At 73.1% G+C, this 13141-nt stretch carries 14 protein-coding genes; 6 read left to right on the top strand and 8 right to left on the bottom strand.

What is annotated here, in order from left to right:
* Positions 1–25: 25 nt before the first annotated feature.
* Positions 26–826, bottom strand: a complete 801-nt coding sequence (locus tag AB0K00_RS25855) for a hypothetical protein (RefSeq protein WP_363524499.1) — start codon at positions 824–826, stop codon at positions 26–28.
* Positions 827–894: 68 nt separating this feature from the next.
* On the opposite strand from AB0K00_RS25855, the gene AB0K00_RS25850 reads away from it, so the two are divergent.
* Entirely contained in the window at positions 895–1953 is a 1059-nt protein-coding gene (locus tag AB0K00_RS25850) for a hypothetical protein (RefSeq protein WP_363524496.1), read from the top strand.
* 75 nt (positions 1954–2028) lie between these two features.
* Here the strand turns inward: AB0K00_RS25850 and AB0K00_RS25845 are convergent, their stop codons facing one another.
* Positions 2029–2328: a YciI family protein gene (locus AB0K00_RS25845; RefSeq protein WP_363524493.1), complete on the bottom strand. Its 300-nt coding sequence runs from the start codon at positions 2326–2328 to the stop codon at positions 2029–2031.
* Between the two features lie 46 nt (positions 2329–2374).
* On the bottom strand, positions 2375–3028 hold the full coding sequence (locus AB0K00_RS25840; RefSeq protein ID WP_363524491.1) for a DUF998 domain-containing protein: 654 nt from the start codon (positions 3026–3028) through the stop codon (positions 2375–2377).
* 153 nt (positions 3029–3181) lie between these two features.
* Between AB0K00_RS25840 and AB0K00_RS25835 the strand changes: the two genes are divergently transcribed.
* Together AB0K00_RS25835 and AB0K00_RS25830 are read left to right on the top strand one after the other, a co-directional pair.
* Positions 3182–4537 (top strand): beta-N-acetylhexosaminidase, encoded by a 1356-nt coding sequence (locus AB0K00_RS25835; protein ID WP_363524488.1) that lies wholly within the window; start codon positions 3182–3184, stop codon positions 4535–4537.
* Positions 4423–4662: a family 20 glycosylhydrolase gene (locus tag AB0K00_RS25830; RefSeq protein WP_363524485.1), complete on the top strand. Its 240-nt coding sequence runs from the start codon at positions 4423–4425 to the stop codon at positions 4660–4662. Before AB0K00_RS25835 ends, AB0K00_RS25830 begins: the two co-directional genes overlap by 115 nt.
* A 63-nt stretch (positions 4663–4725) precedes the next feature.
* On the opposite strand, the gene AB0K00_RS25825 is transcribed toward AB0K00_RS25830, so the two are convergent.
* On the bottom strand, positions 4726–5256 hold the full coding sequence (locus AB0K00_RS25825) for an RICIN domain-containing protein (protein WP_363524482.1): 531 nt from the start codon (positions 5254–5256) through the stop codon (positions 4726–4728).
* Positions 5257–5404: 148 nt separating this feature from the next.
* Here AB0K00_RS25825 and AB0K00_RS25820 point away from each other — a divergent pair, with 148 nt between their 5' ends.
* Positions 5405–6307, top strand: a complete 903-nt coding sequence (locus AB0K00_RS25820; RefSeq protein WP_363524480.1) for a hypothetical protein — start codon at positions 5405–5407, stop codon at positions 6305–6307.
* A 10-nt stretch (positions 6308–6317) separates the two neighbouring features.
* Here the strand turns inward: AB0K00_RS25820 and AB0K00_RS25815 are convergent, their stop codons facing one another.
* On the bottom strand, positions 6318–7016 hold the full coding sequence (locus AB0K00_RS25815) for a TetR/AcrR family transcriptional regulator (RefSeq protein ID WP_363524477.1): 699 nt from the start codon (positions 7014–7016) through the stop codon (positions 6318–6320).
* A gap of 55 nt (positions 7017–7071) precedes the next feature.
* On the opposite strand from AB0K00_RS25815, the gene AB0K00_RS25810 reads away from it, so the two are divergent.
* Both AB0K00_RS25810 and AB0K00_RS25805 read left to right on the top strand, forming a co-directional pair.
* Positions 7072–7542 (top strand): hypothetical protein, encoded by a 471-nt coding sequence (locus AB0K00_RS25810; protein WP_363524474.1) that lies wholly within the window; start codon positions 7072–7074, stop codon positions 7540–7542.
* 44 nt (positions 7543–7586) lie between these two features.
* Positions 7587–8450 carry an NAD(P)H-binding protein gene (locus tag AB0K00_RS25805; protein ID WP_363524471.1) on the top strand — a complete coding sequence of 288 codons (864 nt, stop codon included), beginning with the start codon at positions 7587–7589 and terminating at the stop codon, positions 8448–8450.
* Positions 8451–8470: 20 nt separating this feature from the next.
* Here AB0K00_RS25805 and AB0K00_RS25800 read toward each other — a convergent pair whose 3' ends face one another.
* The 3 genes from AB0K00_RS25800 to AB0K00_RS25790 all read right to left on the bottom strand — a co-directional run bounded on the left by AB0K00_RS25800 (position 8471) and on the right by AB0K00_RS25790 (position 13062).
* Positions 8471–10147 carry a hypothetical protein gene (locus tag AB0K00_RS25800; protein WP_363524468.1) on the bottom strand — a complete coding sequence of 559 codons (1677 nt, stop codon included), beginning with the start codon at positions 10145–10147 and terminating at the stop codon, positions 8471–8473.
* Positions 10148–10417: 270 nt separating this feature from the next.
* Entirely contained in the window at positions 10418–11956 is a 1539-nt protein-coding gene (locus AB0K00_RS25795) for a hypothetical protein (protein ID WP_363524465.1), read from the bottom strand.
* A gap of 242 nt (positions 11957–12198) precedes the next feature.
* A complete protein-coding gene (locus AB0K00_RS25790) occupies positions 12199–13062 on the bottom strand; it encodes a S41 family peptidase (RefSeq protein WP_363524463.1) in 864 nt (287 codons plus the stop codon).
* Between the last annotated feature and the right edge of the window lie 79 nt (positions 13063–13141).

Here is a 13141-nt window from a genome sequence, read left to right as displayed (position 1 = left end):
AGTCCGCGCAGCCATCGGCCGGAGATCAGCGGACGGGGCGGGTGTACAGGGCGGTGCGGCACCCGGTCTCGCCCGGCTCCAGTTGGACCCGGTCGAACCCGACCGTGCTGGTCGCGCCGTCCGCAGTCTTGATCATCACGATGCAGTCGCGCTCCGCCGGCACGCCCACCGCGGCCACGAGCGTCTCGCCGGCCGTCGCGGTGTCGACCGTGATGCCCTCCTGTGGGAACGCGGCGCGCACCGCATCCGCGAGGGTCTGCGGGGTGGCGGTGCGCAGCGCCGCGGCGAGGCGGTCGGCCGCGTCGCCGGGCAGCCGCAGCACCGGCGCCGCCGACGGCACCGGCGGGCTGGCGTTCGCCGGACAGCGGATGCCGCGGCGTGCGGTGTCCCGGTAGAGCTTCAGCGTGTACCGGTAGCACCGCGTCGCGCTGCCGGCGGAGTTGCCGCGCGCGCCGAAGGCGGCCGGGTAATAGGCGGTCACCGTCACCGTGAACCGGACGTCGATGGTGGCCGTCTCGTCCGCGTAGACCCGTCCTGACCAGGCCAGCGGCACCACCTGGCTCGCCTGCGGGGTCCGGTCGGCGCTCCGGTCCGCGCGCTGGTCCGCGCGCACCTCGGTCGCGGCGATGGTCTCGGCGTCGCGGGGCCGGTTGCGGTAGCCGAGCCGCGTGTTGAGCCGCTCCGCCTGCTCCTCCGCGATGTCCTGCGCCAGCGTGTCCCCGTCAACGGGATCGAGCGCCCGCTTCGCCAGCACGCAGCCGAAGCCGCAGACCGCCACCAGGCCGACGGCCATGATGGCCGTGATTCTTCCCCGCCTCGCCCCCATGGCCGCCACCGTAACCCCGGTTCGCGGCGGGACAGCGACCCGCGGCAGTGATCGTTATGATCGCCCGCATGACGGCGTTGGACGGCCAGGTCGACATGCTGCTGGCGGCGATGGACGCGCGGGACCCCGACGGGTTCGAGGTCGCGCTGCCCGGCATCGCACGGGCCGTGCCCGACTCCCCGCCCGACGCGGTCCAGGCCGCGCTCGTCCGGCTGCGGCCGGCGCTGAGCCTGCCGTTCGGCATCGCCGGCAACCTGGCGCAGCTGGTCGGCAGCATGGCCGGCTACGGCACCGACCCGGCCGTGGTCGTGCCGACCCTGGTCGACCGGGCCGCGGCGGCGATGGAGTCGGCGGCCCGTTTCGCGAAGCTGCACCAGGCGGCGTTCGGGGATCCGCCGCGCCCGCAGGCGCACGACGAGATCGGCTCGACCATGCAACGGTTCGCCGGCGGGGCCGCCGGACTCGGCCTGGACGGCAACGAGGCCGAGCTGCTGGTGCAGGCGTGGTTCTGCGCCGACGACTGGGTCCAGCCGGTGCTCTACCTGTGCCAGCGCGCCGACGTGCGCACCACGCTCCCGCAGCGCGCCCGGCTCACCACGGCGATCCGGCCCGTCCTGGACCAGCACGGCACCCCGACCTGGCTGGCCGGGCTGCTGCGCGTCCTGGACGACGAGCCGCTGCTGGTCCTGGACCGCGGCTTCGCCGGCACCGGCCGCGGATACCGCGTGACGATCGGCGGTATCGGCGACAACTTCCAGCTGCACACGCTGCTCGCCGCGGCCCTGATCGGCGACCCGTCCCGCGGCCTGCTCCCGGGCCGCCCGCCGACCGCGGTGGAGGTGGCCGCCGCCGGCACCGGCGACGACCTGCAGCCCGCCGGCGGCCTGCGCGGCAACTGGAACCTGGTCGATGCCAACGGCGAGTGGATCTGGAACGAGGGCAACCCCGCCGACATCCCGCACCTCGACGGTGTCCGGGTGGTCGTGCTCGACCCGGAGCCGTATTCGCGCAGCTGGAACACCGGCCGCCAGTATCCGCTGATGACCCCGCTGCTGCGGGTCGACGGCCCCGTCCCGACCGGCGAGGCCGCCGACTGGCTGCGCCGGGTCAAGCCCCCGACCCGCTGAGCGCCCGCGCCCTGCTCGGGCGCGGCAAGCTCGGGCGTGGCAAGCTCGGGCGCGGCAAGCTCAGGTGCGTCGAGGTCAGGCGCGTCCGCGCAGGAGGGAGACGCGGAACTCCCGCAGTTCGCCTTTCGCGAACCCGCCGGCGATCACCGGGTCCTCGTCCATGACGCGTCGCGCCGCTGCCTCGTCCGGGGCCTCGATGATGGCGATGCCGGTGTTGACGTCACCGAGCGTGGGACCGGCCAGGACCAGGACGCCCTCGGCGAGGAGCCGCTGCAGCCGCTCGAAGTGCCTGGCCCAGACCGCCTGCTCCGCATCGGTCATGGTCGCGGCGAAGTTGGTGCGCGGCGGATGAATGAAGTAGACCCACTCGGACATGGCTCGATCGTGACACAGCGGCGTGCCCCGCGATCCGCCCGGCCGGTCAGCCGGCGCTCGACACGGCGCGGGACCACCTGGTCATCGTCGCGATCGTCCAGATGTCGACGGCGACGATGCCGCGTTCGATGAGGCCGAGCGCCGTGCCGGCCACCCCCGCGTCGTTGCTGTGGGCGACGAACACCGCCACGAACGGCACCGCGCAGGCGACGTGCAACGCCGCGAGCACGCCCATCGTGCGCGCGTTCCCGCGCCACCGCGGCACGTCGCGGAACCGCCACCACAGCAGCACGCACAGCGCCGGCAGGCTCGCGAAGTTCACCATCGTGGACAGCTTGTGCACCTCGCCGTACCAGGTGCCGGGCGAACCGGCGGGATCCTTGAGGAACACGGTCAGCGTCAGCAGGCTCAGACACCACACGGCGAGCAGCGCCTTCGCCGCCCAGCCGCGTAGCAGCCCGTGCCGGGCCATGGCGATGCCCGCCCGCACCGTGGCGGCGTTCCCGCTCAGCAGGGCCAGCGCGTACGGCGCGCCGACACCGACCGACCGCAACGGGTACTCCGACAGCCATCCGTGCACCGGGTTGACGCCGCCGGAGTCCGGCAGGAGGTGCAACGCCACGAGCACCACGACGGCGGTCCCGCCGAGGACCGCGTCCCAGCACTGCGACGTCCGCGTCGAGGCACGCACAACGTTCACCACCACACGAAACACCACCGCGGCGCACGGCACAGTGACGGCAGCAGGCCAGTGCGGGCGGGGGCTGTCCCTACCCCCGCCGCCGCGGAACTGGTGATCGACGGCGGCGGATGTGCGGTACCGTGTGGGACCGCAGACCTGGGGAGGCAGCCCGTGCCCGCGTCGCAACCGTCCAACATGGACACCCTGATCCCGGCGCCGGTCTTCGCGAGCCCGGCGCCCGCGGAGGACTTCGCGGTCACCGCGGCGACCGCCGTCCACGCCGTCGATGCCGCCGCACCGGTCGCCGAGCACCTGGCCGAGCTGCTGCGCGCCGGCACCGGGCACCCGGTGCGGGTGCTCCCGGGGCCGGCACCCGACGGCGCGATCGCGCTGGTCCTGGACGTCGCCGCGGTGCCGCACCCGGAGGGCTACCGGCTCCGCGTCACGCGCCGGTCGGTGACGCTGACCGCGGCCACGCCCGCGGGCCTGTTCGCCGGCGTGCAGACGCTGCGCCAGCTGCTGCCGGCGCAGGCCGGCGCGGGCTGGGTCGTCGCCGGCGGTGAGGTGCACGACCAGCCGAGGTTCGCGCACCGCGGGGCGATGCTGGACGTGTCGCGGCACTTCTCCACCGTCGCGGAGGTCAAGCGGTTCATCGACCAGATCGCGCGGTACAAGCTCAACGTCCTGCACCTGCACCTCACCGACGACCAGAGCTGGCGCATCGAGATCCGCAGCTGGCCGCGCCTGGCGACCTACGGCGGCAGCACCCAGGTCGGCGGCGGCCCCGGCGGCTACTACACGCAGCAGGAATACCGGGACCTGGTCGCGTACGCGGCGAGCCGGCACGTGACGGTCATTCCCGAGATCGACGTGCCGGGCCACACCAACGCGGCGCTCGCGTCCTACCCGGAGCTGAACGCGGACGGCGTGGCGCCGCCGCTGTTCACCGCCCGGGGCAACGCGACCGGGTTCAGCTCCCTTGCCACCGACAAGGAGATCACCTACCGGTTCGTCGACGACGTGCTGCGCGAGGTGGCCGCCCTGACCCCGGGGGAGTACCTGCACCTGGGCACCGACGAGACGCACGCGACGCCGGAGGAGGGCCGTCTCGCATTCATCGACCGGGTGCTGCCAATGGCCGCCCGGCTCGGCAAGTCGGTCATCGGCTGGCACGAGATCCTCCGCTCGCCCGGCCTGCCGGTCTCCACGGTCCCGCAGTACTGGGGCCGGGAGTCCAGCGACCCGCTGATGGCCGCCGCCGTCGCCCGCGGCAACCGGGTCCTGCTGTCCCCGGCGCACAAGGTGTACCTCGACATGAAGTACGACCTGAGCACCCCGATCGGCTACACATGGGCCGGCTGCATCGACGTCGCCGACATCTACGACTGGGACCCGGCACCTACATGGACGGCGTGCCCGAGCCGGCCGTGCTGGGCGTCGAGGGTCCACTGTGGTCGGAGACGCTCACGTCGTACGTCGACGTCGAGTACATGGCGTTCCCCCGGCTCGCGGCCCTCGCCGAGGTGAGCTGGTCGCCGTGGGCGACGCACGACTGGCCCGGGTTCGCCCGCCGGCTCGCGACGCACGGCCCGCGCTGGGAGGCGCAGGAGGTCAACTTCTGCCGGTCGCCGCAGATCGCCTGGAGCACCTGAAAGCGGCGATCCGGTGGATCCGGGCGGCCGCCATCAGCTGACGGCCGCCCGACCTCAGTGGTGTCAGTCCTCGACGATCACGACGTCGTGCGCGTCCCAGCTCTGCGCCAGGGTGCCGTTGCAGCCCCAGATCCAGACCTGCAGGCCGACCTGGCCCGAGCTGAACGGCACGTCCAGGCAGTGCGAGCTGGTGTCGGACACCCGCGAGATGAACTTGCCCGTGAACGGCGGCGACTGCCAGTTCTCGTTGCTGATCGAGTTGCAGGTCCACAGCACGACCGGGGTGCCGTTGACGGCGCCGCCCCGGGCGTCCATGCACATGCCGTTGCCGTTGGTCACGTGCCCCTTCGAGGAGCTGACCGAGTTGTCCAGCCGCCAGTTCTGCGTCGACGACCCGTCGCAGACGTTCTGCACGATCGGAGTGCCCTGGGCCGCGGACTTGCCCTGCGGCTCCAGGCACAGATTACGGTTGAGATTGCTCGTGATCGGATCGCCCGGGATCGCGGCAGCCGCCGGTGACGCCATCGCCAGCGCGCCCCCCGCGGCCACCGCAGCGACCGCCGACAACAGACCCGCGATTCGAAGTCCACGCATCGTCGTTCCCTCCGTCATGGCGCGCCAGCCGTGTGCCGGCGCGCTTCACGTGATGGGCGTTCCAGCCCGTTCCACGTCCGGCCGCATCGACACTGTGTCGTGTCCGGACCGGGGCCGGCACGTTGTCGATGTCGGCGAGCCTGAATGGATGAACACACGGGGGAATGCGGTCAGGATCGTGATCATGTGCGTGCTGGTGTGTGCCGGGCTGTGGGTGAGCATGCGCGCCTGCACGGCCCGGGACCTGCGGTCGCTCGGCGAGGTGACCGCGGTCGTGGAAGGCCCCCGGCCGGGCACCGTCGTGGTGCGGACCGTGCGGGACGGGACGGCCGCTGCGTGGCTGGCGGACGACACCGGCGAGGCGGTCGGCTTCTTCGAACCGGCCGACGGCGTCGTCGCCGAGCCACAGGCGACGCAGTGCGCCGGCGAGCTGTGCTACCGCGTGCCCGGCGACGGGTTGCGGGTGGAGCACAGCACCGACGGCGGCGTCACGTTCACCACGGTGTGGGAGGTGAGCGGCGGCAGGTACACCAGGATCAAGTCGACATATCCGGATCTCGGCGACCCGGCTCAGCACCTGTCATCGCTGTCGCTCGTCGTGCATTCGGTGCCGGGCGGGCACGTCGTCTTCGTCGCGAACGGGCGGGACGGGCTGCTCTACCGGGACGTGCGAGGCGCCTGGCACCGGCAGGGAGTGCCGGACTCCGGTGAAGGGTGCTGCTTCTACGTCGCACCGCCACGCATCGGCGATGCGTCGGAGGCGCCGGACCCGGCAGTGCCGGTGGGTGCCGGCACGGCGGCGGTCATCCTGCTGGTCGGCCTGATCGGCGCGCTGGCCGGCCGGCGGTGGCGCGGCCTGCCGATCGTCGTGGTCGTCGCGGTGTCGGGCGGGGTCGCCGCGGGCATCATGGCCCCGCTCGGCGATGTCGGCATGTTCCCGGGCTACTTCTACTCCGGGCCGATCATCCTCGGGATCGTGGTCGGCGGGAGCATCGTCGCCCACCGGTTCGCCGCCGCCCCGGCAACCAGGGAGGCCGGCGCGCCGCGGTGACCCCGGGCGGTCACGCGGGCAGGGGCAGGGCGGCGTAGCCGGCGAGCAGGATGTCGATCGCCTCCGTGAAGCGGGTGTCGAAGTCGAGACCGGCGCGGGTGGTGATGACCTCGAGCAGGTTCGGGAACTGCTCCGGATCCAGGTCGCCGGCGTGCTGGTCGAGGTCCGGTTCGGTGCCCTCGTGGCCGGGGGTCTGGCCGACCTCGGCGAGGGTGTGCCCGATCGTGAACGTGGCCACCACGTTGATCACGTCCATCGCCCGGCCCAGCGGGAGCCCGGCGGCGCGCATCGACCCCAGCCAGCGCTCCGACAGTTGCAGCGCCTCGGGGGAGTTCACGGGGCGGGTCGCGGCGAGGGGCAGCACGCCGGGGTGCGCGCGCAGTGCGGCGCGTAAGCCGTGTGCGAACCGCCGCACCCACGGCACCCAGGAGCCCGGCGCGGGGTCCTGCAGGCCGGCGAACGCGAGCTCCATCACCCGGTCGACGAGCCCGTCGAGCAGCGCGGCCTTGTTCGGTACGTGTCGGTAGAGCGACATCGCCTCCACACCGAGGTGCGTGCCGAGCTTGCGCATCGACAGCGCGGGCAGCCCATATGCGTCCAGATACTCCAGCGCGCCGTCGAGCACGCGTTCGCGGCTCAACCCGGCCTTGGCGCCACTGCGGCGATCCGGCACCCGTACCCCCTTGACCATGCTTACGGCGTAAGCCACGATAGCAGCGTCAAGAATGCTTACAGCGTAAACATCACTCTGCCGGAGGTCGCACATGCTCGCGTTCGCCCTGACCCTGCTGCTGGCCGCGGTGGTCTACTTCCTGCTCGTCACGCTGGTCGACCTGTATCCGCTGAACAACGTCCGCGACGCCAAGCGCGCCGAGCAGCGCACCGAGGTCGCCGTGAACGCGCCGATGATGACGCTGCCCGCCGTGCTGCTGGCGCTCGCGGCGGCGCTGTCCTCGCCGGTACTGGGTTACGTCGCCGGTGCACTGGAGCTGCTGTTCGCCGCCGGTGGGCTCGTGCTGTGGTGGATGCCGTACCTCATCGGCGTCACCGCGCCGTGGGCCACCGCGGGCACCGGCACCACCTGGGCGGAGCTGCACGCCCGCACCTACGCGCAGACCCTGATCGTCCTGCCGCGCATCGGCGAGCGGCCCCGGCCGAACGTCGAGCACATGATCCTGCACGGCCTGATGCTGGCCGGGGCCGCCTGCACCCTGGTCGCGGCCACCCACCTGTGAGACCCGCTTGACCTGAACCCTTGTTGATGTTCGACGCTCAGTTCATGACAGCCACCGGCAAGACCCTCGTGATCGGGGCCACGGGCCACATCGGGCGCAACGTCGTGGCCGGCCTGCGGGCCCGCGACGTCGCCGTGCGGGCGCTGTCCCGCGCGCCGGCCACGGCCGCGCTGCCGGAGGGCGCCGAACCGGTCGCGGGTGACCTCACCGACCCGGAGACGTTGCGCGGTGCCCTCGCCGGCGTCGACCGGGTGTTCCTGCTGTGGCCGTTCCTGTCGGCCGAGGGGGCGCCCGCCGTGGTCGACGCGGTCGCCGGCCAGGCCAGCCGGGTCGTGTACGTGTCGGCGATGAGCGTCCGCGACGACCTCCCGCCGGCCGCCAACGGCGTGTGGGGGCAGGTCGAGGCCGCGATCCGCGCCACCGGCCTGGACTGGACGTTCCTGCGCGCGAGCGGGTTCGCGACGAACACCCTCGGCTGGGCCGCCGAGGTACGCGCCGGTGGTCCGGTCCGCATCCCGTACCCCGCCGCGGCCAGGTCGTTGATCCACGAACGGGACATCGCCGACGTCGCGGTGCGGGCGCTGACCGAGGAGGGGCACTCCCGGCGCGCGTACGTGCTCACCGGCCCGGCCGCACGTACCCAGGCCGAACAGGTGCGCATCCTCGCTGCGGTCGCCGGCACCCCGGCGCAGGCGGAGGAGATCACCGCGCAGGAGGCCCGCGCCGGGATGCTCAGCTGGGCGGACCCGGCCTTCGCGGACAGCGCGCTGGCCTACTGGGCCTCGCTGGTGGACACGCCCGAGCCGGTGACCGACACCGTCGAGCGGATCACCGGCGCACCGGCCCGCGACTTTGAGCAATGGGCCCAGGACCACGCCGAGGACTTCCGGCCGCAGGCCACGGCCTGACGCCGGCCGGTGGGACCCGCCTACGAGCACTCGAACGTGGGCGGGCGCGGGTCGTCCTCCTTGCAGAAATACCAGCCCAGCTCCTCGTTGAGCACGAGGACCTGCGGCGGTCCCGCGTCCCGCTGGAACCTCACGGTGCCGCTGATCTGCGCGGAGTCGGTGCGGGTGACCTTCACGGTGACGACCGTGGCGGTCCGCGCGGTGACGCGGAACGCGACGTGGATGAGGTCGGCGGTGCACGGGTCGGGGAGCAGGTCCGGGGGAGCGCACGGGACGCTGAGCGTGCCGGTGCCGTCGGCGCGGATGTCCATCAGGTTGTCCGGACCGCTCCACCGGCCGACGAGGCCGCGCACGTCGACCGCGGCGGCCTGACCGGACGCCGGGCCGGACGGCCGCCCCGACGGGCTCGGCGACCCGCTCGCGCCGGTGCGAGGCGGGCAGCCGACGATCCCGCGCAGCTCGCAGCGCAGCCGGTACGAGAACGACACCGCCTCGGGTCTGCCGAAGAAATACCGCTCGGCCCAGATCCGGTTCAGCGACTGGCCGGTCAGGATCGCCATGAGCGGCAGGGCCTTGGCCGACGCCGCCGACTCCAGGCCGAGGTCGATCGCCTTCTTCGTGAAGACGTCGACGACCGCCTGCGCGAAGTCGTGCTGGTTGCGCCAGCACGACACCGCCCCGTCCCAGAGGCTCGCGTCGTCCTGCGCGAGCGCGGCGTCGATCGAGCTCGCACAGGACCGGGCCGTGTTCGTCAGCAGCGCGAGGACGTCCGCGTCGAGCAGCCCGTCGCTGACGACGTCCTTGACGATGCGACCGCCGTTCGGCAGCAGCTGCAGCGCGGCGAGCAGCGCGGTGGCGACCGCAGCCCGCCCGGTGTACTTCGCGTCGACGACGAACGGATCGCCGGCCAGGCCGCGCAACGGCAGGGCGACGGTCAGCGTGCCGCGCGGCAGCAGGAGACCGTCGGACCTCGCCGCACCGTGCGCGGTGTAGTCGTACACCAGGCTGAGCTTGTTGCAGAAGCCGAGCCGGGCGGCGCCGGTGATGGCCGGGTCGTCGTCGGCGTCCAGCTGCAGGCGCACACTGGCCGGGTACTGGACGACGTCCAGCAGCGTGGTGGCGAAGGTGGGCACCGGGCAGTCGAACGGCGCGTCGAAGAAGTCCTTGACGGCGTGCACCACCCCCTCGTACACCGGCCCCTCCAGCCAGCCGCGCAGGTCATCGAGGGAGGTGTACGACACGATGCCGACCACCGTCAGGTGCGGCACGCGGATCCGTAACCGCCCGTCCGGCAGCCGCTCCACGGCGAGTGCCTCCACCCGCCCGGTGGCCTCGTCCCACAGGGCGCCGACGGTGAGGCCCGGGTCGACGTCGTAGGCGTCCCGCGTCTCCACGACCAGCGGGTGCGCCGGCTGACCGCCGGCGGTCAGCGTCACCGCGGCGGTCAGCAGGCGCCCTCGGCCGATGTCGGGCACGGTCTTCGGACGGCCGACCGCCAGCCGCTGGTTGGGCCGGAACGTCCCGGCCGGCGCCGCGATCCGCAACGGCGCACCCGGGACGTCCGCCGCGACCGCGCCGGCGCTGTCCGCGGTGAGCGCGCCGCCGTCGCGCGGGCCGGCAACGAGCACGACGGCGGCGGTGACACCGACCGCGGCGACGGCGGCGCCTGCGATCAGCAGCTTCGTGCGGTGCTTCATGCGCGGCACCTTCCGTACAGCGCGTCCCGCGGCGGCGGCCGCTATGACCTGAGCATCGCAACACCGCCGGGCCGCGGCATCGTGCTTCCGGGGGCGAGCCGCACGTCGATCAGCGCCGCCGGCCGCCACTCAGGGGATTCGGGGGCGCCTATCGTGGCACCTACGGCTTCAACCGGCACGAGCAGCTCGTTGCGTCACACGATCTTCCCGCAGGCGTGAGCGGACCGCGGTCCCGTGACCTGTGCGCAGGCCCCGGGACCGCGACGGGCGTCAGCTGGCGTAGGCCTTGACCTCCAGCAGACCGACCGAGCTCGTGCCGTTGGACTGCAGCACGACCCGCAGGCGGGCGGTGCTGACCTGGGTGAACGTGACGGTGATGTACGCGTTGGCGGTGACCGGGTACCCGCTGGCCCCGGGCACGTCGGCGTAGGCGCTGCCGGTCCAGTACTGCAGCTTCCAGCTCGACGGCACGTCGATGCCCTGGTTGTCGTCGAACAGGTACACCTGCGCCCGCCGCAGCGTCTGGTTCGCCGACCAGGTGAGCTCGGCCCACTGCTGGCCGCTGTTGGGCCAGGTGCCCCAGCGCGGATTGACGGTGTCGTTCGACGACGGCGGGTCGATGCCGTCGTTGATCGCGGCGACCGACTCCCACGCCGAGGTGTAGGACGCCGACGGGGTCGCGGACCGGGCGAGGTTGCTGTCGGGCTGCGGGTTGCCGCCGCCGGGACCCTTGATGAGGAACAGGTTGTCCGCGACGTTGTAGTACTGCGACAGGTACGACCCGGCGGGCGGGTTGGTGCTGTAGTAGTCGTCGTGGTTGCAGTCGAGCCGGTCGTCGTGCGAGCGGTTCGCGCACACGGTGCGGATGACGACATTGTCGCCGTCCTTGTAGCACATGACGTCCCACTCGTCGGTGCAGTGCCCGTAGCCGGACGCGTTGGGCGCGTTGTTGTTGACCGCGCCGAGGGTGTGCCCGAGCTCGTGCGCGGCGACCCCGGCGGACCAGCAGCCGTTGTCCGCGCGGGCGTATTCGGGGCCGCTGTTGGAGCGGTTCGCGTCGCTCTTGCGGGTGTCGCCGGCCAGCCCGCCGATGCCGCAGTACACGTTCGCGTCGACGAACTGCAGGTACTTGCGGTCGGTGCGGGTGTACCCGGCGGCCTTGACGGCGTTGAGCAGCGGCGCCCAGTCGTTGGCGTTCAACGCGGCGTCGGCGATCTGCACGTTGCGCACGACCGGCCGGCACACGCCGTTGACGGTCTCGGTGACGTACCGGACGTGCCGCTCGCCGCCGGTCTCCTTGGCGCTCTCGTTGAAGATCGTGTCGACGCCCTCGGCGAGGGTACGGAACGTCTCCAGGTACTGCGTGTACCGGCTGGTCGAGCCGTGGATGTACAGGACCTCGACCCGGCGGCCGCTGGTCCCGTCGCCCTCGCAGACCGCCAGGGACTGCGCGGCGGCCGCGGGCGGCGCCGCGGTGAGCGCCGGCACGCTCGACTTCACGGACAGGCCGGCGGGAACGGCGTCCGGGCCGTGCGTGCACATGACCGGGCTGGTGCCCTTGACCTCCAGCAGGCCGGCACCGCAGGGTCCGGCGGGGCGGCGTTGCAGCCCGTCGTAGACGAGGCCCTTGGCGGCGTCGTTGGCGGGGACGGCGGTCAGGTCGGCGCGCCGGCCCGCCCCGTCGTCGGCGAGCGCGGTGCCGGCGAAGGCGCTGACACCGACGAGGCCGAGCGCGGCGAGCACCGCGACGGCGATCCGGGTGGTGCTGCCACGGGCGAGTCTTCGCCGGGCCGGTACGGATCCGGGCATGGTTCGGTCTCCCTTCATGAGGGGTGCGGGGGATCGATGCGATCACGGGCGGCGGTGCACGACCCGGGGCGGCGGGCCCGTCACATCGACGAAAACCTTTTCGAACTGTGCCAGGACAAATCGGCGCATGTCAATCATGTGACACGTTGTGCCAAGACTTAAGCAGCAGCAAAGGGCCACCCTGCGTGCCGAAAACATTTCGGCGCGAAACGTTCATCGCCGACGCGGGCCGGTGGCCGCCGTCAGCTCGTCCGGCGGATCCAGTCGACGGCCGCCGTGAGCGGGTCGCCGCCGCCGTCCTCGTCGGGCGGGAGCGGGCCGCGGTAGACGGTGCGGCGGTGGTCGGCGAAGTACGACGACGTCACGTACATCAGCGTGCCGTCACGCAACAGGTGTGTCTCGTTGCCGCTGGTCATGCCCATCGTCGCCGTGCCGAACGTGCGCACCCGCGGCCGCCCGCGGAACGCCACCGCGACGGCCTCGCCGGAGCTCGCGGTCCGGCCGTCGGTGAGGACCGCCACCGGCGTGGCGGGCACCGGGTGGTGCGGGCCGGTGCGGGCCTGCGTGCGGCGGCCGAGCGTGACCCGGCGCCGCCGCAGCCGCCAGACCAGGTCCGGCCCGGCCGGTGGCACGAAGTAGCCGAGGACGCCCCTGGGCAGCAGCGGCGCGACCACGGCGAGCATCGGCCACATGTTGCCGCCGTTGTTGCCGCGCAGATCCACGACCCACCCGGCCGGTCCGGCGGCGGCGAGGTCGCGCACCAGCCGGTGGCCGACGGCGCGGTATTCGCGGTGGCCGCCGCCGCACCCGGGCAGGCGGAGGTGGCCGGCGCCGTCGACGAGCCCGCCGCTGGGCGGCTCGACCGCGCGCCGGGTGCCACCCGGGCGAGGCGGCCGGAACCCGCTGTGCGGACCGCCCGCCTGCCGCAGCACGCCGGCGAGGAACTCGTGGGTGTCGGCGTATTCGACCGCGCCGGCGCACCCGGCGACCGCCTCCGCGCGGATCGTGGCCCAGTCCAGCGTGGCGCTGTACAGCGCGCGGCGTTCGATGATGGTGAGTGCGTGCAGCAGGTATCGCCGGACCCTCCGCTGCGCGAACCGCCGCATGCCGCCGAGGCTACCGGCCGCATGCGGCGCGCCGCTGTCCCTGCGCCGCCAAGTGTCGCGGCGCCGTCGCGGCGTTGTC

The sequence above is a fragment of the Dactylosporangium sp. NPDC049525 genome, assembly GCF_040676755.1.
GTDB lineage: Bacteria > Actinomycetota > Actinomycetes > Mycobacteriales > Micromonosporaceae > Dactylosporangium.
The sequence above is the reverse complement of the archived record's forward strand: the minus strand, read 5'-3'. Positions and strand labels throughout refer to the sequence as shown.

Bases quoted from the DNA above. Each gene is read 5' to 3' on its own strand.
- AB0K00_RS25850 (WP_363524496.1), top strand. From the start codon at position 895: ATGACGGCGTTGGACGGCCAGGTCGACATGCTGCTGGCGGCGATGGAC.
- AB0K00_RS25820 (WP_363524480.1), top strand. From the start codon at position 5,405: ATGAACACACGGGGGAATGCGGTCAGGATCGTGATCATGTGCGTGCTG.
- AB0K00_RS25795 (WP_363524465.1), bottom strand. From the start codon at position 11,956: ATGCCCGGATCCGTACCGGCCCGGCGAAGACTCGCCCGTGGCAGCACC.
- AB0K00_RS25790 (WP_363524463.1), bottom strand. From the start codon at position 13,062: ATGCGGCGGTTCGCGCAGCGGAGGGTCCGGCGATACCTGCTGCACGCA.
- AB0K00_RS25845 (WP_363524493.1), bottom strand. From the start codon at position 2,328: ATGTCCGAGTGGGTCTACTTCATTCATCCGCCGCGCACCAACTTCGCC.
- AB0K00_RS25810 (WP_363524474.1), top strand. From the start codon at position 7,072: ATGCTCGCGTTCGCCCTGACCCTGCTGCTGGCCGCGGTGGTCTACTTC.
- AB0K00_RS25805 (WP_363524471.1), top strand. From the start codon at position 7,587: ATGACAGCCACCGGCAAGACCCTCGTGATCGGGGCCACGGGCCACATC.
- AB0K00_RS25855 (WP_363524499.1), bottom strand. From the start codon at position 826: ATGGGGGCGAGGCGGGGAAGAATCACGGCCATCATGGCCGTCGGCCTG.
- AB0K00_RS25800 (WP_363524468.1), bottom strand. From the start codon at position 10,147: ATGAAGCACCGCACGAAGCTGCTGATCGCAGGCGCCGCCGTCGCCGCG.
- AB0K00_RS25825 (WP_363524482.1), bottom strand. From the start codon at position 5,256: ATGCGTGGACTTCGAATCGCGGGTCTGTTGTCGGCGGTCGCTGCGGTG.